Source organism: Mycobacterium toneyamaense, assembly GCF_055384815.1.
The window spans coordinates 3,486,634-3,505,725 of sequence record NZ_AP040333.1 but is presented as its reverse complement, the minus strand read 5'-3'; the positions used below and the strand labels follow the sequence as shown (position 1 = coordinate 3,505,725).

Sequence of the window (19,092 nt, the reverse complement as noted above, 5' to 3'; positions counted from 1 at the left end):
TGGTTGGTCATCTCGGCTCGCAGATCACGACCGGTATGTCCCGGCTGGTCCGTCGTTGGTAGTCGGCGTAGCCCCGGTAGGCGGATACGATCTTCGGCCACAGCTCGGCCTTTTCTGCGGCTGTTGCGGTGCGCGCAGACATCTGCCGGCGCTGTCCGTCCATCACGATCTCGCACTCGGGGTTGGCCTGGAGGTTGCGGTACCAGTCCGGGTTGCGGTCGTCGCCGCCCTTGGAGGCGACGAGCACGACCTGACGCGAATTGTGCACGGGCGACGTCAGATAGCAGGACCGCGGCAGCCCGGATTTGCGACCTGTCGTATGCAGCTCCACCAGCGCCATGCCGAAGGGCTTGGCCAACAGCCTGTTTCCGCTGAGGGTCAGGATCAGCCGGTGTGCGCGGTTCATGAGCTTGGCACCGGCGTCACTCAACGTGTTGCTGTTCATTTGACGCCCGGGAGCCGGCGCAGCAGGCGGATGCCTTGTGTCATGACACGGGCGTAGGTACCCGCGCCGAGCCAGGCCGGTGCACCGACGGGCAACAGCCGCTCGACGGCGATCGTCTGGGACTCGGTGTATTTGAGGATGCCGTGCTCGCCGTGGCGGCGGCCCATGCCGGAGGCCTTCATGCCGCCCATCGGTGCGTCGACCGATGCCCACGCGGCGGCGTAGGCGTCGTTGACATTGACGGTGCCCGCCTGCAGTTTGGCGGCCACGGCCCGCCCGCGTTTCGGATTCGACGTCCACACACTGAAGTTCAGGCCGTACGGGCTGTCGTTGGCCTTGTCGATGGCCTCGGCCTCGCTCTCTACCCGGTAGAGAGACACCAGCGGTCCGAAGGTCTCGTCGGCGTACACCATCATGCCGTCATGTACGCCGGTCAGGATGGTCGGTTCGTAGAAGTACGGCCCGAGGTCGGGACGGGCGCGGCCGCCGGCGAGGACGACCGCGCCGTTGTCCACCGCGTCAGCGACGTGACGGGTCACCGTCGTCAGCTGCTTCTCGGAGATCAGCGAGCCCATGTCGGCTGAATAGTCCAGGGCGCCGGAAAGTTTCATCTTCTTGGTGGCGGCGGCAAACCGGGTGGTGAAGCTGTCCCACAACGCCGCCGGCACATAGATGCGTTCGATCGAGATGCACAACTGACCGGTGTTCGAGAAGCAGGCCCGGATCGCGCCGTCGACGGCCTTGTCCACGTCGGCGTCGTCGAGGATCAGCAGCGCGTTCTTGCCACCCAGTTCCATCGAACAGTCGATCAGCCGCTCGCCTGCCTGCGCGGCGACCGTGCGGCCGACCGCGGTCGAGCCGGTGAACATCAGAAAGTCGGACTGTTCGATGATCGACGTGCCCAACTCGGCACCCGAGCCCGTCACCACCTGCACCAAACCCTGTGGCATACCGGCCTCTTCGAGCAGCCGCACCGCCCAGAGCGTGGCGAACGGCGTCTGCTGGTCCGGTTTGGTGAGCACCGCGTTCCCCGCGACGATCGCGGGCAGGGCGTCGCTGATGCCCAGCGTCAGCGGATAGTTCCACGGCGAGATGACGCCGACCAGGCCTTTCGGATGGTGCAGTTCCCACACCTGGGTGAGGGCCAACTGCGCGCCCTGCCGCCGCTTCGGTTTGAGGTAGTCGGCAGCGGTGTTGGCGTAATAACGCGACACCATGGCGACGTCGATGATCTCTTCGAAGGCGTGGCGCCGTGCCTTGCCGTTCTCGAGCTGAATGAGGTCGAGCACTTCGTCCTGACGGTCCAGCACCAGATCGTGGAAGCGCAGCAGCATGGCCGCGCGGTCCTCGACGGGCGTTGCGGCCCATGCGGGCTGGACCGCGCGGGCCCGTTCGGCAGCCGCCGCGACGTCGGCAGGCGTGCACCGCGGGACATCCGCGAGTATCTGACCGGTCATCGAGTTGAGGACTTCGAGACGGGAGCCGGGGTCGATTGCCTGTACCCGGCCGGCCAGGTTCCGCAGCAGCGCGGCGCGGGGGCCGGCCACGGGCGGAGACGCGAATGTCGTCATGGTGTCTTCTCCTGCAGTGCGGTGCGCAGCGTGTCCTGCGCGAGTTTGATTGCGGCAGTGGCCGCGTGGGTTGAACGGAGCGCGTTGAGCATCATGAAGTCGTGGATGATGCCGCCGAACCGCACCTGCACGACAGGCACACCGGCCTCGCGCAGTTTCGCGGCGTAGGCCTCGCCGCCGTCGCGCAGGACGTCGGCCTCGGCGGTGATCACCAGAGCCGGTGGTAGGCCTTCGAGCTGCTCGACGGTGGCACGCAACGGTGACGCGTAGATCTCATCGCGTTGCGCGTCGTTCTCGGTGTACTGATCCCAGAACCACTTCATGCCCTCGCGGCTCAGGAAGTAGTGTTCGGCGAACTGGTGATACGACGGCGTGTCGAAGTCCGCCGCGGTGACGGGGTAGAGCAGCACCTGGTGGCAGATCGTCACGTCGCCCCGGTCCTTGGCCATGAGCGTGAGCACGGCGGCCATGTCGCCACCCACCGAATCGCCGGACACCGCGAATCGCGAAGAATCCAAACCTTTTTCGGCGCCGTGGGCGAAGACCCATTGTGCGGCGGCGTAGTTCTGCTCGATGGCGGTCGGATACTTGGCCTCGGGGGACAGGTCGTACTCGGGGAACACCACGGCGGCGTCGGCGCCGACGGCCAGTTCCCGGACCAGGCGGTCGTGCGTGTGGGCGTTGCCGAATACCCAGCCCGCGCCATGGATGTAGAAGATCACCGGCAGGGGGCCGGTGGTCCCGGCGGGCTTGACGATGCGGACCTGCACCGAGCCCGTGGGTCCACCCTCGACGGTGATCCACTCGTCGTCGACGTCGGGCATCTGGACTGCGCCGGACTGCACCTCGTCGACCGTCTTGCGGCCTTCGGCCGGCGGCAGCTGGTAGAGGAATGGCGGTGTGTCGGTGGCCTGGCAGAAGGCGAGCGCCTCGGGCTCGAGCACCGGCTTGATGTCGGTCATGGTTGTCTCCTCATGCTCACGGGGTGGAACTGCTCAACGAGGTGGGACCTGTTCGATAGTTGTCCACTTGCCGGCCCGTGACACCTGTTTGGCCACTTATCACAAGTTATTGGCCATCCGACACCTGTGGACCGTGGCCGACTGCTGTCAGCCTTGAGCTGTCAATCCCTACGAAGGACGAGGTCCATCACCATGGCTACGCAACTCACCGAGGTCGAATTCGCCGGCCAGACCGTCGAGGTGCCGAAGGGCGGTTACTACGACCGCTACCGCTCGAACCCGAATCTGGACGAGGTGGCACAAGACCCCGCGGTAGGCAACATCGACTGGTTCCGGCGCATCCCGAAGGTTCAGGTCGACTCACGGGTGGGGCCGTTGTGGGCGCCGAACTTCTACTACCGCGCCAGCATCGTTCAGGCGAATCTGCTTGCGCCGCTGGACCGTTTGGCCGCGATGCTCCCCGCCCCGCTGGAGCCATTGCGCGCCGTGCCCGGTTACGGCATCGCCGCGCTGACGTTCTTCTCGTACGCGGTGTGCGACAACGATCCCTACGATGAGGTGTCCGTTGCCGCCGTCATTCGCAAGCCCGGAGACCACGGCGTGGTGTCGGGCCTGCTGCCCGAACTCGAACTGCTGAATGCCCTGCGGCGCAGGAACTTCTACGCGCACGTGCTGGCGCTACCGGTCACCACCGAGATCGCCCGGGTTCGCGGAGTCAACGGTTACCAGCTGCCGAAGTGGCGCACCGACATCAGCGTCGACATCAGTGACGCCGTGCACGCCGAGATCGACGGGCCCACAGGGAAACCCGATGTGACGCTGCACGCGCCGCTGCCCGAGTTCACCGACGTGCCGTCGCAGTCCCGCATGGGTACCAACACCATGATCCATCTGGTCGACGGCCAGTGGCGCCAGACGTCGGTGCAGTCCAACACGCTGTCGTACGCGCAGCGCAGCTTCCCTCGCGACGTGACCATCGCCCGTAACGGCGGCCCGCTCAGCGACCTGCTCGACGGGCTCGGCGCGTCCCGGGTCCTGAGCCTGGACATCGCCAAGGATGCGCAGTTGGTCCTGAACTTGCCGCGGCCGCTGAACGCCTTCGGCTGAGCGGGTACCTGGACGCGTTATCAGAGGTGATGTCGCAGAAGGGATTTCCGGCATCATCCAGAACTCCGTCGACATCGGCCGGCACGCGGTCGAGAAGCTGAGGGCGGCCGTCGCCGGCGATGGTGCCGATAGTGACGCCGAAGCGTGATCCGGATTTCCAGCGAATGGCCGCGGGTCGGGGATAGGGTGCGGGCGGCGACGCGGCCCAGCGGCCTGTGCGGGGTCGGCGCCATACCGACAATGGCCGGCGAGCCCCGGGAAGGACGGACGATGAAGGTTCTGGTGACCGGGGGGACGGGCTTTGTCGGAGCGCATATCGTTGCCGTGCTGATCCGTGACGGACACGATGTGCGGATGCTGGTTCGGCGGGCGGAGCAGGTGCCGATATCACTTGAACCGCTGGGTGTTTCGGTCGACGACATCGTCGTCGGTGATGTGCTGGACCGCGAGGTGGTGGCTGCCGGACTCGACGGTGTCGACGCCGTCGTCCACGCGGCCGCCGTGTTCAGTCTCGACGCGCGCCGAGCCGCCGAGATCACCCGGACCAACCTGCGCGCAACGGAATTGGTCGTGGGCGGTGCGGTGGAACGCGGCCTGGATCCCATCGTGCACATTTCGTCGACAGTGGCCCTCACGTGTCGCGACGGCGGCGGACCCGACCTGCCGCTGGGCGACGTCGGCCTGCCGTACGCCAAGTCGAAACGTGATTCAGAGGTACAGATTCGAGCATTCCAGTCGGGCGGGGCTCCCGTGGTGTCGGTGTACCCCGGTGGCGTGTTGGGACCGCACGATCCGTATCTGGGGACTCAGGTCGAGCTGTTCACCTGGATCGTGAAGGGCTGGCTTCCCGTGTGGCCGAGGGGCGGTGCCCACTACGTCGACGTCCGCGATGTCGCCGATGTCGTTGCCGCATGCATGGTGCGGGGCAACGGACCGCGTCGCTATGTGGTGCCCGGCCATCACCTGACCGGGGACCTGATGCACGGCACGCTGCACAAGATCACCGGACGCTGGCTGCCATTCGTGACGACGCCGTCCATCGTGGCCAAGCCCTTCAGCCGTTTCGTGGAACTGCTCAACAAGGTGCTGCCGGACGACATTCACCTCCCCGCGGACGTCGAGACCGTCGAGCTCGCCGAGCGGGACACCCGCTTCGACACGTCGCCCACCACGGAGGACCTCGGCGTCGTCGCGCGGCCGTTCGAGGAAACCGCCCGCGACACCCTGCTGTGGCTCATCGAAATCGGTGCGCTGCCAAGCAGATACGCCGGCAATCTGCGCTGAGCTACGTTTTCGCGGCTGTGGCGGCAGCGGCTGCCCGGTCGGTGAGCAGGTCGTAGATCGGTCGCGAGCCGAGTGCGATGGCGACCAATAGCGCCGTCGCACAGGCACCGAGCATCGGGGGCAGCTGGTTCGCGCTGCCCGTGAGTTCGGTGGCGAGGATGAGGCCCGTCACCGGCGCCTGGACGGTGGCGGTGAAGAACGCTGCCATGCCGATGAGGGCAAGGGCCGCCGGAGCAGGCGCCGATTGTGGCGCGACATGGGTCGCGATCAGGCCGACGATCAGTCCGACATCGGCGCCGAGGACGAGCATCGGTGCGAACAGGCCGCCCGGTGTACCCGCGGCATACGAGACCACGCCCAGGACGAAACGCAGCACCAGCACCGCCGTGACGGCACCGATGGCGCCGTGGCCCAGCAGCGCTTCCTGGGTGAGGTGGTCGCCGCCACCTGCGAGGTTGGGGGAGTACCAGACCAGCACACCGACGCCGGCGCCGATGAGTGCGGCACGGACCTCGACCGGCCAGCGGCTGGTATCGGCGGTGCGCAGGCCGAACATGATGGCTTTGTTGTAGAGCACCCCCAGGACTCCGGTGAGCACGCCGACGGCCAGTATCCACCCGGAGTCGGCCAGCGCCGGATCGGCCAGGGCCGGCACCTCGAATTCACTGCCCGAGCGGACGAATGGGTAGGCCGCCATGAACCCGGACGCCGAGGCGACCAGCGTGGCGACGGTGGTGCGCGGGTCGAAGCGCTTGACGAGCTCCTCCAGGACGAACACCCCGCCGGCGATCGGCGCGTTGAACGCGGTCGCCAGGCCGGCGGCCGCACCGGCGGCGGCGAGGATGCGCAGATCCGCTTGGGGACGGCGGGTCGCCGAGGCGACGATGACGGCGATGGAACCGCCCATCTGCACCGACGGCCCTTCGCGGCCGAGGGCGAGGCCCGAGCCGAGGGCCAGCAGTCCACCGACGTACTTGACCGGCAGGATTCGGAACCGGCCCGGTTCGGCGCGGCCGGCGACCACTGCCTCGACGCGCGGAATACCGCTGCCCTCGGCGAACGGTTCGACGCGGCGGACCAGCGACGCGGCCAGCGCGGTGCAGGCGGCACAGATGGCGACGACGACGATGGGGCCCCACCAACTTTCGTGAGACCACTGCGACAACGAGGCGCGCCACTGTGTCGCGTAATCGAGCAGCACGCGGAAGCTGCCCGCCGCCAGACCGGTCAACGCACCGACGACGGCTGCCGCGAGGACGAACCCGATGACGTTGCCGGCGCGTCCCTTATCCATCAGAGCCCACCGCGGGCGACCAACTGCGCGGCGATGACGTTGCGCTGGATTTCGTTGGTGCCTTCGCCGACGATCATCAGCGGGGCGTCGCGGAAGTAGCGTTCGACGTCGTATTCGGTGGAATAGCCGTAGCCACCGTGGATCCGGACGGCATTGAGCGCGATCTCCATGGCGATCTCGGATGCGAACAGCTTGGCCATGCCGGCTTCCATGTCGCAGCGTTCGCCGCTGTCGTAGCGCTCGGCGGCATACCGCGTCAGCTGGCGCGCCGCGGTGAGTTTGGTGGCCATGTCCGCCAGGTAGTTGCCGACGGACTGGTGCTTCCAGATCGGCTGCCCGAAGCTCTCGCGTTCCTGCGCGTAGTCGAGTGCGTCCTCCAACGCCGCGGTCGCGACGCCGAGCGCACGCGAGGCCACCTGAATCCGGCCTGTCTCAAGGCCTTTCATCATCTGGCCGAAGCCCTTGCCGGGCTCGCCCCCGAGGATCGACGACGCGGGCGTGCGGTAGCCGTCGAACGTCAGCTCGCAGGATTCGACACCCTTGTAGCCCAGCTTGGGCAGATCGCGTGACACCGTCAGCCCGGGACCGTGTTCGACGAGCACCACCGAAATGCCTTTGTGCCGTGGCTCGGCGGACGGGTCGGTCTTGCACAGCAGTGCGATCAGCCCCGAGCGGCGCGCGTTGCTGATCCATGTCTTGGATCCGTTGATCACCAGGTCGGTGCCGTCCCGGCGGGCAGTGGTCGACATGTTCTGCAGATCCGAGCCGCCGCCCGGTTCGGTCAGCGCCATGGTCGCGCGCAGTTCACCGGTGGCCATGCGCGGCAGGTACGTCTGCTTCTGTTCGTCGGTGCCGAACAGGCCGATCAGCTTGGCCACCACGGTGTGACCGCCCATGGCGCCGGCCAGGCTCATCCATCCGCGTGAGAGTTCCTGCGTCACTTCGACATAACACGGCATCGACACCGGGGAACCGCCATACTCGTCGGGGATCGCGAGCCCGTAGATGCCGATCTGCTTCATCTGTTCGATCCACGCCTCGGGGTAGGTGTTGGCGTGTTCGACATCGCGCACCGTGGGCTTGACGTCGCGGTCGATGAACGCGCGCACGGTCGCGACGAGCAGGGCCTCTTCGTCGGTCAGGTGAGTGGACACGGGCACTACCTTGCCAGGGCGGTGCCGCTCTCGAAGCAGGTCGGTCTAGGCGAGTTTCCGGTGCGCAGCCTGCTCCACGAAGAGTGGGATGAAGTCCCGCACCGCGTGATCGTGGAAATCGGCGTGTATCCGGCGGACAACGGCCCGCACCGTCCGGGGGTCGATGTTCGGGTAGGTGATGGTCAGTTGCGCCACCAGCGCGTCGATGGCGGCGTATTCGGTGGCCCGCGCGGTGGTGGGATCGACCTCGGCCTCGACGTCGTTCTCGGTTCCGCCGGTGCCCTGATGTTCGATCGCGAACGCGTCGTACGCCGCGATGACGCGCTCGGGCGTGGCGTCCGGGTGCTCGCGGGCCAGCGCGTCGAGCGCAATCCAGCAGGTCGGGCCCAGAATCGTGGTGGGTGGCGGCCGGTCTCCCCGCGTGATGGCCGCGGTGAGCAGATCCCGGAAGGTCTGCTCGGCGAGGCTCGTGGGTTCTTCGGACATGCCAGCGACTGTACGGATCGTTGGTTACCGCCAGGCGACGCGCACGTGAGATCGACTTTTCGCCCCACGGGGTGGGACACGTGCCGCCAGCGGCCGGTGGTCCCGCACACAATCGGCGGCGCCCGTCAACGAAGGAGCGCGAATGTACCTGCACATCGACCCCACCGGAATCCCACCAGTCGTCGAGGTGCGTGAACCGGACGACTTCACGGCCTTCAAGGTGGTCATCGAGGTACCCGAGCACGCCTGGATCGCGCCGGACGTGCTGACCGACCTGGCCGGCCGGGGCGATGACGACCAATGGCGGCAGAACCTGGCCGGCATGCTGGCATACGCCGCGAGCAAGGGCTGGTGCGACGACGCCGGACGGGTCCGGGCCCACGTCGAGGTGACTAGCGCAGCACCGCACCGGGGTTGAGAATGCCCTGCGGATCCAGCGCGTCTTTGATGCGCCGCGTCAGGGCAATGGCGTCGTCGCCCAGCTGAGCGGGTAGCCAGTCCCGCTTCAGCCGTCCGACGCCATGTTCGCCGGTGATGGTGCCGCCGAGCCCGATGGCCAGCTCCATGATGCGGGCGAACGCGCGCTGGGCGCGGTCGGTGGCGTCGGGGTCGGTGGGGTCGTACACGATGATCGGATGGGTGTTGCCGTCGCCGGCGTGCGCCACCATGTAGATCTGCACGTCGCAGGTATCGGCGATGTCCTCGACCCCCGTGACCAACGCGGGAAGTTGCGGTATCGGGACGCCCACGTCCTCGAGCAATAAGCTGCCGAGCTTCTCGACCGCGCCGAACATGCCGCGGCGGGCGGCGGTGAACGCGGCGCCCTCGGCCGGATCATCGGTGGCGAAAACCTCGGTGGCGCCGCACTTCTCGCAGTTGCGCACGATCGTCGCCACTTCTTCCGCCGCGGCCCCCGGCGCGTCGGACTGCATCAACAACATCGCCCGGGCAGACCGGTCCAGGCCCATCCGCATGTGGTCCTCGGCGGCGTTGATGCTCGCGTGATCCATGAATTCCAGCATGGCCGGCCGGATTTCACCGGTGATGGCGACCACGGCGTTGGCGGCATCCTCGACGGAGTCGAACAAAGCCACCACGGTCGACGCGGGCGGTTGAGCCGGGATCAACCGCAGCGTCAGCTCGGTGATAACCCCCAGAATCCCCTCGGACCCGATGAACAGTTTCGTCAACGACAGTCCCGCAACGTCTTTCAGTAACGGACCACCCAGCCGCAATGCCGTGCCGTCGGCCAGCACGACCTCCATGCCGAGCACGTAATCACCGGTGACGCCGTACTTCACGCAGCACAGGCCGCCCGCGTTGGTCGCGGCATTGCCGCCGATCGACGAGATGTCGATGGACGACGGGTCCGGCGGATACCACAGACCGTGTTCGGCAGCCGCGCGCTTGACCTCGGTGTTGGTCAGGCCCGGCTGCACCACGGCTGTCCGGGTGGCCGGATCGATCCGGATGTCCCGCATCCGTTCGGTGCTGAGCACCACGGATCCGTCGACGGCGTCGGCCCCGCCGGACAGGCCCGATCCGGCGCCGCGCGGTACCACGGCGACGCGGTGTTCGGCGGCCCACCGCAGCACCTGCTGCACGTCAGCGGTACCGGCGGGGCGCACCACGGCGATGGGGGTGCCGGCGTTCGGGTCGGCTGCCGAATCTCGGCGGTAGCGCTCGATGATGTCGGGATCGGTGATCAGCGCGCCGTCGGGCAGGGCATCGGCCAGACGGTTCAGTGCGGCGGCGTGCATCGTCGGACTGTATCGAGACCGCGGTCGTCATGGACCGGACTGGTCCGCTGGGCGGATTTGTCGACGTTGCCTGCGCCCGCACCCCCGCGGGCCTACGATTTGCCCGTGTTGCTCACCGAGGGTCAGGTTTTCGCCGGTTACACCATCCGGCGGAAACTGGGCGCGGGCGGGATGGGCAGCGTGTACCTCGCTTCGCATCCGCGGCTGCCGCGACTGGACGCCGTGAAGGTGCTGTCGGCCGATCTGACGTCGGATCCCGACTACGGACCGCGATTCCTGCGCGAGGCGGACCTGGTGTCCACGCTGTCGCACCCCAACATCCTCGGCGTCCACGACCGGGGCGAGTGCGACGGCCAGCTCTGGATTTCGATGGATTATGTGGCCGGGACCGATGCCGCGCAGCTGTTGCGTGAGCACTATCCCACCGGCATGCCGCCCGAGGTGGCGCTGCCGATCATCCAGGCCGTGGCGTCGGCGCTCGATCACGCGCACCGGCGGGGCCTGCTGCACCGGGATGTGAAGCCGGCCAACATCTTGCTGGACGCCGAGACATCTCGCATCTACCTCGCCGACTTCGGGATCGCCCGGCCGATGAACGACTCGGCGGGGCTCACCGCGACCAACATGGCGGTGGGGACGGTCGCATACGCGGCGCCGGAGCAGCTCCGGGGCGAGGGGATGGACGGCCGGACCGATCAATATGCGTTGGCCTGCACGGCATTCCAGCTTCTGACCGGGAATCCGCCGTACGCCGACAGCAATCCGGCGGTGGTCATCACCAAACACGTCACCGCGCCGGCGCCGTCCCTGGGGGAGCATCGGCCCGAACTCCGCGGCCTGGATCCGGTACTGGCCCGGGCCATGTCGAAGACACCCGCAGCGCGCTTCGCCAGCTGCGGTGAGTTCGCGCACGCCCTCGAACAGCAGTCGCGCCAACCGATGACGATGGTGCCCAACGATTTTCGCAACCAGCCCACCATGGCCGCGCCGGTGCCGCCGCCCACCCGACACGCACCGCCGTACCAGAACCCGTCCACCCAGTTTGCCCCGCCGCCGACGCGGTCGTCACGATCCGGCGCGCTCATCGCGGTCCTGGCGGTGGTCGCCCTACTGGTCGTCGCCGGTGTGGTGTTCGCCGGAGTGCAGCTGCTGGGACGAGACGATCGTCCCAGCGCGCAACCGGCGGCCCCGAGCCCGGCGGCCACCGCGGCAGGCACCGGTTTCAGCGGCAGGTACCGCGCCGAATACGGTCCGGCGACCGATCTGCAGGGCACGGCGATCCCGGGCGGGCCGGCGATCACTGGTCAGTGGGACGTGCGGTCATCGTGCGGTGCCAACGGGTGCATAGCCAATGCGTCGTACACCGGCAAGAGCGCCGTGCCCGTGGTGTCGAACATGACGTTCGACCAGATATCCGGTGAGTGGGTCGCCGTCGGGACCGGGGCCGTGAAATGTACCGACGCGCCCGACGAGGCGCCGACAGAGGTGTGGGTGGTCTTCACCTTGACGCCCAGGCCCGACGGCACCTTGGCAGGTGAGACCACGCGAAACGCCGTCAACGGGTGCAGCAGCGTCAAACGGACCGTCACGTTCACCCGCACCGGTGACGGCGAGTTGGGCAGCGTCGCCGACCCCGCCGGCCTACCGCCACGCACCACCTCGCCGGCCTCGACATTGCACGGCCGCTACCACGAGAACATCGTGTACGCGGTCGGCGGTTTCGCCCCCGGTGCGCCGGATCTGCAGGTGCGTACGCAGTGCCTGCGCACGGGGGACCGCTGTATCAGTGCGTTCCACGCGATGGACGGTGTGGTCACGTTGATCTTCGCCGGCGGCAAGTGGACGCGTACCGAGGAGGGCACCGTCCCGTGCGCGCTCGGTGGGACCACGCACGTCAAGATCACCGCGGAATATCCGCTGCCGACCGATCTTCAGGATCCGATCCCGGCGCTCGAGGGTCGAGGCATCAACACGTCGACCGGCGGCGAATGCAAGGGTGGCGATTTCACCGACAAGTTCATGCGCACCGGAGACTGACAGCGCCGGCCCGAAAGCGCGGATCGGACAGCGGACCGAGGCCGACCGATTTAAGCTGACCACCAGCGATTTCGCCCAGATCATCCGGGCGCTGCGTGGTGACGAGTTCTCGGGGAGCTGACCATGGCTGAGCCGCCGGTGATCGAGATCCGCGAATGGGGCCGGCCGGCCCGCCGTATGACGCTCAGCAGGCCGGTGCAGTTCGGCCGCGAGTGTGATGGCATCAACCTCGCCGACAGTGAGGTGTCCCGCCGGCATCTGCGCCTGGTTCCCACCCCGACCGCCCTGTCGGTCGTCGACCTCGGCAGCAGTAACGGCAGCACCGTCAACGGGGTGCTGCTGACCGGACGGGGCACGCTGTCGACCGGCGACGTGATCCGCTTGGGCCGCACCGAGATACTCGTCATCCACGCCCCGAAGCTGTCGAGTGGGGAGCCGGCGCCGGTCGCCGCGGCCGCCCACGACCCCACGCGGACCATGCAGGTGATCAAGCTCGTCGACGTCCCGGTCCCGGCGGCCGCGGCGGTGGCGGTCCGGCCGGCGGGGCTGCGGCTCGCTGAGCGCGCCCTGGGCATCGATCCGACCGGGACTCGGGACCTGTTCCCGTCGTATACCGAACTGCCGCACAAGATTTCGCGCCGGACATGGCTCGGGATCCGGGTCGTCAGCGTACTGGCGTATCTCGCGGTGGTGGTGACACTGTTCGTCCGGCCGGCCGCGGGACTGTTCGTCTTCTTCCGCGTCATCGTGCCGCTGTGGCCGGCGTTGTTCTTCATCGCGCCAGGTGTGTGGCGCAACATCTGCCCACTGTCGGCGTCGAATCAACTGCCCCGGGTGGCCGGATTCAGCCGGGCCGCCACCGCGCCCGGCTGGTGGACGCGCAACAGCTTCCTGATCGCCGCCGGCCTGTTCTTCGGTATCGCGGGAGCGCGGCTGGCCGGCCTGGACCGCAGCGGACCGGCGATGGGCGTGGTGCTGGCCGTCATCATCGCGTCGGCGTTCGCCGGTGGGTTTCTGCTCAAAGGCAAGAGCGGCTGGTGTTCCAGCATCTGCCCGCTGCTGCCGCTGCAGCGCACGTACGGGCAGACGCCGTACGTCACCTCGCCGAACAGTCACTGTGAGTCCTGTCTGGGCTGCGCGAAGAACTGTTACGACTTCAAGCCCCGGGCCGCCTGGCAGGCCGACATGGCCGACCCCGAACCACGCTGGAGTGCGCCGCGCGTCCTGTTCGCGGCCGCGTTACCGGGATTCATCACCGGGTTCTTCACCGTGCATGCCCAGCAGGGCGGCACGACGACCGAAAAGTACGGTGTGCTGGCGCTTTTCGTGTTGGTGAGCGTGGGGCTTTGCTATGTGCTGCAGGCCGTCACGCCGCTGAGCCAAGCCATGGTGACCGCGATCTTCGCCGCGGTGGCGATCAACGCCTACTACTGGTTCTCCGGTCCCATCATCGCCGACTCGGTACGACAGATCACCGGTCTCGACGCCCCCTGGTTGCGATGGCTGATCACCTCGGCGATCGCTCTGCTGACGCTGTGGTGGCTGGCCCGAACCCGGGTCAGCGAATTGCAGTTCGCCTATGTCACCGGAGCGCGGGCCGAACCGGTGCTGCTGAACCAGCCGAAGGTGCCGGCGCGCGTGGACGGCGCCGGCGGCGAAACCGCCGCGGTGCGAGTGCGTTTCGAATCAGATGCCGAGCCCGTCGGGGCCGACATCGGCATGAGTCTGCTCGACGTCGCGGAAAGCAGTGGACAGCCGATCGAGGCGGGCTGCCGCATGGGGGTGTGCGGCGCCGATCCCGTGTCGATCGTCGCCGGCATGAGCTGTCTGTCACCGGCAGAGGCCGACGAGCTCAAGACGCTGAACCGGTTGGGTCTGGGCAAGTCCAGCCGGATGGCGTGCTGCGCCCGGATTCAAGGCGGTGACGTCACGGTGTCGCTGACACCCGAACGTGCCGACACCACCGCGAGTAGGCCCGTCAGCTACGACCGGTCGATCGTCAGCATCGTGGTGATCGGCAACGGCATCGCCGGAGTGACGGCCGCGGACTTCCTGCGCCGCGGCCACCCCGACTGCGAAATCCATCTGGTCGGAGCCGAACCGCACGGTCTGTACAACCGCATGGGCATCTCGCGCCTGGTGTACGGCCGGTCGGCGATGCAGGGGCTGTACCTGCTGCCCGAACAGTGGTACGACGACCACGGTGTCACCGCCTGGTTGAACACGTGGGCGTCCGGTATCCATCTGCGTTCGCGGGTGGTGCGGTTGGGCACCGGCGAGACGCTGCCCTATGACCGGCTGATCCTGGCGATGGGGTCCAGCGCCGCAGTCCCTGACATTCCCGGACTGAACCGTCCGGGAAGCGTCGTGCTGCGCTCGGCTGCCGACGCGACGCGGATCCGCGCGTACGTGCAGGAACGGCGGGCCCGGCACGCAGTGGTGGCCGGCGGTGGGCTGCTGGGGCTCGAGGCGGCGTACTGCCTGCATCAGCTCGGGCTGCACGTGACCGTGCTCGAACGCGGCACCCGGCTGTTGAGCAAGCAGATCGACGCGCGCTGCTCGCAGCTGGTGGCCGAGCATTTCGCCCGCGCCGGAATCACCATCGCGCACAAGGCGGAAACCGCGGAGGTGCGCGGCGACCCGGCCGTCACGGGCGCGCGGTTCAAGGACGGCCGAATCCTGTCGTGCGAGCTGTTCCTGACCGCCACCGGTATCCGGCCAAACATCGAATTGGCCAGGGACGCAGGACTTCCCGTCAACAAAGGCGTACTGGTCGACGACCGCATGCAGACCCGAGTGCCCGGCGTTTACGCCGCGGGCGACGTGGCCGAGCACGGCGGCCGGGTGCTCGGCCTGTGGCCGGTGGCCACCGAACAGGCCGAGGCGGCGGCGGTCAACGCACTCGGCGGCGACCGGACCGTGCCGGTCGAGACCCCGCCGACCATCCTCAAAGGCGTTGAACTGGAGCTGTTTTCGATCGGTCCGGTGGACCCTGGCCCGGGTGACGAGGTGGTGGTCATCGACCGGCCGGCGGTGCCGTCCTATCGCCGGCTGGTGGTGTCGAAGGGCCGCGCGGTCGGGGCGACGGTGCTGGGGCACCATCCGGCCGACCTCGCGGCCGCCCAGAAAGCGGTCCGCGAGCAGCGACGTGTCGGTCCGGTGGCACTGGGGACGCTGCGGACGGGGAACTGGGACATCCTGTCCGACGCCGACAAACTCGCCTACTGACTCTGGGCCGGCACCTGGTAGGTGAAGATCTTCTGACCGATCCGCAGGTAGCAGCCGGGTAGCAACTCGACGGGCTGGTCGCCGATCTGCGTCCAGGTCTGGTCTCCCGGCGACGCGATGTGGGTACCGCCGACGGTCTGCGCGTCGCGGACCAGGACCAGGCCGCCGGTGACGGTGACATACGCGTGGACGCGCGACACCTGCGGGTCGTCGGGCAAGCTGATCGGCGACGCCGCCCCGCTGACCACCGCGGGGTCGATCATCGGGTTGCGACCGATGATGTACGCACGGTCCAACGGGTACACCGCCCCGTCGTCGGCAGTGAGGACGCCGGTGACGGGACGCGCGCGCGTGGTCGCGGGCGCCGGCTGTGGTGCTTGCTGGGCGGCGGACCGCGCCGTGCTCGACTGCAGTACGAAGCCGCCGCCGGGCACCACGCCGGCGATCAGATCGGTGTCCGCGCAGGGCATGAATGTCGTTGTGGTGCCACAGATCGTGATGCGGTCGAACCAGGGTGCGACCGGCTCGTCGACAAGTGGCCGGCCGCCGCTGCCGAGGCGCCGCTGCCCGCCGCCCGCCTCGACGTCGGCGATCACCTCGCCGCGCACGATGAGATGCAGGCAGTCGGTGGTCGGTATCAGCGCACCGAAGTGCGGCACCGTGTCGGATTCCGGACCGTACGCGAGCGCGGCGAGCGCCTGCGGCAACGCCGGCGGGACGGTGGTGCTGAGCACTCGCAGTAGTGGGCGGGCTCTGGCGCCGTCGGCGATATATGCCAGTACGTCACCGAATCGGGCGACCAGACCTTCTCCGCGGCCGATGGCCACGTAGTGCCGCTTCTGTTCCACCTTGTCGCCGCCTCGGTAGTGTGCCGCAGATGCTGATGATAAGTCAGCGTCCGACCCCGTGCCATGTGGCGAGTGCCCGTCGGCGGCAGGTGCTCGGCCGCTGGTACTGACCGTTGAAGAGGCACGACGTCCCTGACGTCGATCACGGTGACAATCTGCCGTCGGTTACTGAACTCAGGGACTTCAGACGGCCTCAGCGCGTACCTGGCTTCAACCGCGATGGGCGCGCGGCCCTCGTGGGCGACGTCAGGGATCGTCTTCGTGTACCCGCTAGCTGCAAGGGCACAACGGGTGCCTGCGGGAGCGACAAACGTGCAGGTCAGAACCGACGATGGAAGCACGCCGGAATACCGGCCACCGACCTGAAAGGACGTGCCGACCATGAAGATCGCCGTCAAGCACTTCGCCCCGTGGCTGGCCGCTGTCGCCGCCATCGGAGCGTTAACGCTGGCACCTGTCGCCGGCGCAGACCGCGACGAGGCCGACCAGTCTGCCGGCGCGCTGGATCAGCCTCTCTGATCGCGCGTTCGGCCACCGGCCCGGCTCCACCAGACCAGTGTTTCTGCCTTCCAAGGGTTTTCGATGAGAAGGCGGTATCGAGGGGTGACATTGGTGGGGAGCCGGGCCGTTTCGGCTGTGTGGCGCGGCCCGGTGCGGCTCGGGCCGTCAGGCGATGAGGGCGCGGATCGCGTCGCCCGACAGATCGAGTTTCGGCAGAAACCTCGGGGGCGAGTCCGTCAGCTCGGCGACGGGCAGTTCGGTGAAGGTGGAAGTCAGGATGGCCATGACGGTGGCGGTGTCCGCATGGGAATTCAGTTGGGCGACAAGGTCGAATCCGCTCTCCTCGCCCAGGTTCACGTCCACCAGCGCGATGTCCGGCCGCAGCCGTTCGACGGTGTGCATTCCGTCCGAGAGTGACCGCGCCGTACCGACCACGTCGATGCCGCCCTGCTGCAGCAGTGCTGTCGCCGCGGCCAGGTAGTCGGCGTTGTCATCGACGATGACGCATCGCAGAGATCGTCCGTTCGTCATGTACTTCATTGTCGCGCGGGTGATGCAGTCGGGGCATTCCTGCTAGCTGCCATCTGTGCCGACGGCGGTGGCCTCTTTCAGCGGCATCTCCGCCACCAGGGTGGTGCCGGCGCCCACGGTGCTGGACAGGTGGAGCTTGCCGCCGAGTGCGGCCACCCGGTCCTCGAGGCCGACCAGACCGCTGCCGGCGTCGAGGTTCGCACCACCGACCCCGTCATCGGCGACCGAGATGCGCAGCGATGTCGCGTCGGTGTGGACGTTCACGGTGACCACGGATGCCTGCGCGTGCTTTGCGGCGTTGGTGAGGGCTTCGGCGACGGTGTAGTACGCGGCGATCTCGACGGCCTGGGGCAGCCGCGCCGGGACATCGACGTTGACCTCCACGGGCAGCGGTGCGCGCCGGCCAAGATCGCGCAGTGCCGGACGCAGCCCGCCGCGCGACAGGATCGCGGGATGGACCCCGTGCGCGAGCTCGCGCAGCTCGTCGCTCGCGGTACGCAGGCCGTCGCCGATGCCGGCGAGGCGGGACCGCAGTTCGGCGGGATCCGGCGGGATGGCCATCTCGAGGGTGCGCACCTGCAGGGCCAGCGTGACCAGGCGCTGCTGGGCGCCGTCGTGCAGGTCGCGTTCGATGCCGCGCCGGGCGTTGTCGGCAGCGGTGACGATGCGGGCGCGGGACGCGACGAGTTCGGCACGCGCATGCGCGTTCGCGATGGCCGTGCCGATGAGTTCGGCGAAGTCCTTCAGACAGTCCTCGGTGTCGGCGGGCAGTGCATCCGCACCGGATGTGCCGACAACCATTGCGCCCCAGAGCTGTCCGTCGACGGTGACGGGTACGCCGACGCACGCGCGCAGGCCAAGGTCGCGAAGCGTCGAACCGCCGGCGTCGTTGTGGGTGTCCATGCGCGCCGGGCGACCGGTCGAGCGGACCTCGGCGATGACGCCGTCGCCGTCGAGGTGCAACGTGGTACCGACGGAGACGGCCGTGAGTCCGGGCTCATCGTGTGCCGCAACAAGAGTCGCGGTGCCGCCCGGCTCGAATCGGACAAGCCCGGCGTTGCGGACGTGCAGTACCGCGGCGACTTCGTCGGCAACGCCCGATAGGACGTCGGACGGTGATCTGCCTTCGGCGATCTGCGTCGCGACCCGCCGCAGCGCCCCCTGCTGGTCGGCGAGTTCGCGCACGCGCTCGGTGGCCTCGGTGGCGACCTGCCAGCTCTGGTAGGCGTCGCGGGCGCGGTTACGCAGTTGCCAGCCAAGAACATTCGCGATCCCGGCGATGGGCAGGAACACCGACACGGTGAGAACGTCGATGGGCTTGAGGGGCAAGAGCGGGCCGCCGTCCAGATGCACCCACAGATAGGCGAACGTGCTGGCGACGGTGGTGAGCAGTGACAGGCCCAGGCCCCAGCCCGCGCTCATGACCAGCACGCCGAACATGAAGACGATGGCGTACGTGCTGTGCGGCGGCGGATCGCGCAACAGCTGCACCACCCCTACCTCGGCAGCGATCAGCCCCGCGGCGACCAGCAGGCCGATGTACCACGGCGGGGTGGAGACAGCCGGATTCCATCGTGCCGGATTCATCCGCCGCCTCCCGTCTGGTCGCCTGATCTCGTCACGACCCTAACCGCGGTCAGGACGGCGCAGACGGCGAGTTGGCGGAAGCGTCAGAACGACTGATCGACGTGGCCTGCCGGCGCGTTCGTGTTGTGTTCGCCGTTCACGTACTGGCTGTAGGTGTCGGTGCCGGAGGGGACGGTCGGGTCGGTGTCCGCGGCAGCGACGGGTGCCACCACGAGGGCCCCGCCGACCGCGGCGATGGCCAACCACACGGTGGCGCGCTTCAGAGAGTTCTTCATGATCGGGCTCGCTTTCGGTCGG

At 68.1% G+C, this 19,092-nt stretch carries 18 protein-coding genes; 7 read left to right on the top strand and 11 right to left on the bottom strand.

The window, feature by feature from the left end; translation table 11 throughout:
- Nucleotides 1-7: 7 nt before the first annotated feature.
- Genes ACZ5IQ_RS16925 through ACZ5IQ_RS16915 form a run of 3 tightly spaced genes read right to left on the bottom strand, consistent with a single transcriptional unit; the run spans nucleotide 8 to nucleotide 2,978 of the window.
- On the bottom strand, nucleotides 8-445 hold the full coding sequence (locus ACZ5IQ_RS16925) for a nitroreductase family deazaflavin-dependent oxidoreductase (protein ID WP_212814263.1): 438 nt from the start codon (nucleotides 443-445) through the stop codon (nucleotides 8-10).
- Entirely contained in the window at nucleotides 442-2,016 is a 1,575-nt protein-coding gene (locus ACZ5IQ_RS16920) for a succinic semialdehyde dehydrogenase (protein WP_212814265.1), read from the bottom strand. Before ACZ5IQ_RS16920 ends, ACZ5IQ_RS16925 begins: the two co-directional genes overlap by 4 nt.
- Complete coding sequence (locus ACZ5IQ_RS16915) at nucleotides 2,013-2,978, bottom strand: alpha/beta hydrolase (protein WP_212814267.1); 966 nt, start codon at nucleotides 2,976-2,978, stop codon at nucleotides 2,013-2,015. Before ACZ5IQ_RS16915 ends, ACZ5IQ_RS16920 begins: the two co-directional genes overlap by 4 nt.
- 192 nt (nucleotides 2,979-3,170) lie before the next feature.
- On the opposite strand from ACZ5IQ_RS16915, the gene ACZ5IQ_RS16910 reads away from it, so the two are divergent.
- The 3 genes from ACZ5IQ_RS16910 (at nucleotide 3,171) to ACZ5IQ_RS16900 (ending at nucleotide 5,369) form a co-directional block, all read left to right on the top strand.
- Nucleotides 3,171-4,085 carry an acetoacetate decarboxylase gene (locus ACZ5IQ_RS16910; RefSeq protein WP_212814269.1) on the top strand — a complete coding sequence of 305 codons (915 nt, stop codon included), beginning with the start codon at nucleotides 3,171-3,173 and terminating at the stop codon, nucleotides 4,083-4,085.
- Between the two features lie 19 nt (nucleotides 4,086-4,104).
- Nucleotides 4,105-4,233 carry an Rv1893 family protein gene (locus ACZ5IQ_RS16905; protein WP_464481479.1) on the top strand — a complete coding sequence of 43 codons (129 nt, stop codon included), beginning with the start codon at nucleotides 4,105-4,107 and terminating at the stop codon, nucleotides 4,231-4,233.
- Between the two features lie 122 nt (nucleotides 4,234-4,355).
- Nucleotides 4,356-5,369 (top strand): NAD-dependent epimerase/dehydratase family protein, encoded by a 1,014-nt coding sequence (locus tag ACZ5IQ_RS16900; RefSeq protein WP_212814271.1) that lies wholly within the window; start codon nucleotides 4,356-4,358, stop codon nucleotides 5,367-5,369.
- A 1-nt stretch (nucleotide 5,370) separates the two neighbouring features.
- Here the strand turns inward: ACZ5IQ_RS16900 and ACZ5IQ_RS16895 are convergent, their stop codons facing one another.
- Genes ACZ5IQ_RS16895 through ACZ5IQ_RS16885 form a run of 3 tightly spaced genes read right to left on the bottom strand, consistent with a single transcriptional unit; the run spans nucleotide 5,371 to nucleotide 8,303 of the window.
- The gene (locus ACZ5IQ_RS16895; protein ID WP_212814273.1) at nucleotides 5,371-6,663 is read right to left on the bottom strand and encodes a ClC family H(+)/Cl(-) exchange transporter; all 1,293 of its coding nucleotides are present in this window, start codon (nucleotides 6,661-6,663) and stop codon (nucleotides 5,371-5,373) included.
- Nucleotides 6,663-7,817 carry an acyl-CoA dehydrogenase family protein gene (locus ACZ5IQ_RS16890; RefSeq protein ID WP_212814275.1) on the bottom strand — a complete coding sequence of 385 codons (1,155 nt, stop codon included), beginning with the start codon at nucleotides 7,815-7,817 and terminating at the stop codon, nucleotides 6,663-6,665. Before ACZ5IQ_RS16890 ends, ACZ5IQ_RS16895 begins: the two co-directional genes overlap by 1 nt.
- Before the next feature lie 45 nt (nucleotides 7,818-7,862).
- The gene (locus ACZ5IQ_RS16885) at nucleotides 7,863-8,303 is read right to left on the bottom strand and encodes a three-helix bundle dimerization domain-containing protein (RefSeq protein ID WP_212814277.1); all 441 of its coding nucleotides are present in this window, start codon (nucleotides 8,301-8,303) and stop codon (nucleotides 7,863-7,865) included.
- Between the two features lie 142 nt (nucleotides 8,304-8,445).
- On the opposite strand from ACZ5IQ_RS16885, the gene ACZ5IQ_RS16880 reads away from it, so the two are divergent.
- The gene (locus ACZ5IQ_RS16880) at nucleotides 8,446-8,721 is read left to right on the top strand and encodes a hypothetical protein (protein WP_212814279.1); all 276 of its coding nucleotides are present in this window, start codon (nucleotides 8,446-8,448) and stop codon (nucleotides 8,719-8,721) included.
- Here ACZ5IQ_RS16880 and ACZ5IQ_RS16875 read toward each other — a convergent pair.
- On the bottom strand, nucleotides 8,696-10,063 hold the full coding sequence (locus ACZ5IQ_RS16875) for an FAD-binding oxidoreductase (RefSeq protein ID WP_212814281.1): 1,368 nt from the start codon (nucleotides 10,061-10,063) through the stop codon (nucleotides 8,696-8,698). The two genes, ACZ5IQ_RS16880 and ACZ5IQ_RS16875, sit on opposite strands and share 26 nt — an antisense overlap.
- Nucleotides 10,064-10,168: 105 nt before the next feature.
- Between ACZ5IQ_RS16875 and ACZ5IQ_RS16870 the strand changes: the two genes are divergently transcribed.
- Nucleotides 10,169-12,100, top strand: a complete 1,932-nt coding sequence (locus ACZ5IQ_RS16870; RefSeq protein WP_212814283.1) for a serine/threonine-protein kinase — start codon at nucleotides 10,169-10,171, stop codon at nucleotides 12,098-12,100.
- 123 nt (nucleotides 12,101-12,223) lie between these two features.
- Complete coding sequence (locus ACZ5IQ_RS16865; RefSeq protein WP_212814285.1) at nucleotides 12,224-15,328, top strand: FAD-dependent oxidoreductase; 3,105 nt, start codon at nucleotides 12,224-12,226, stop codon at nucleotides 15,326-15,328.
- Here the strand turns inward: ACZ5IQ_RS16865 and ACZ5IQ_RS16860 are convergent.
- A complete protein-coding gene (locus ACZ5IQ_RS16860) occupies nucleotides 15,322-16,176 on the bottom strand; it encodes an FHA domain-containing protein (protein WP_212814287.1) in 855 nt (284 codons plus the stop codon). The two genes, ACZ5IQ_RS16865 and ACZ5IQ_RS16860, sit on opposite strands and share 7 nt — an antisense overlap.
- A gap of 381 nt (nucleotides 16,177-16,557) precedes the next feature.
- Between ACZ5IQ_RS16860 and ACZ5IQ_RS16855 the strand changes: the two genes are divergently transcribed.
- On the top strand, nucleotides 16,558-16,695 hold the full coding sequence (locus ACZ5IQ_RS16855; protein WP_212814289.1) for a hypothetical protein: 138 nt from the start codon (nucleotides 16,558-16,560) through the stop codon (nucleotides 16,693-16,695).
- A 147-nt stretch (nucleotides 16,696-16,842) separates the two neighbouring features.
- Here ACZ5IQ_RS16855 and ACZ5IQ_RS16850 read toward each other — a convergent pair whose 3' ends face one another.
- From ACZ5IQ_RS16850 to ACZ5IQ_RS16840, 3 genes are all read right to left on the bottom strand, one after another.
- Nucleotides 16,843-17,208, bottom strand: a complete 366-nt coding sequence (locus ACZ5IQ_RS16850) for a response regulator (protein ID WP_212814291.1) — start codon at nucleotides 17,206-17,208, stop codon at nucleotides 16,843-16,845.
- Between the two features lie 42 nt (nucleotides 17,209-17,250).
- A complete protein-coding gene (locus ACZ5IQ_RS16845; RefSeq protein ID WP_212814293.1) occupies nucleotides 17,251-18,795 on the bottom strand; it encodes a GAF domain-containing sensor histidine kinase in 1,545 nt (514 codons plus the stop codon).
- Between the two features lie 83 nt (nucleotides 18,796-18,878).
- A complete protein-coding gene (locus ACZ5IQ_RS16840) occupies nucleotides 18,879-19,070 on the bottom strand; it encodes a hypothetical protein (protein ID WP_212814295.1) in 192 nt (63 codons plus the stop codon).
- Nucleotides 19,071-19,092: the final 22 nt, after the last annotated feature.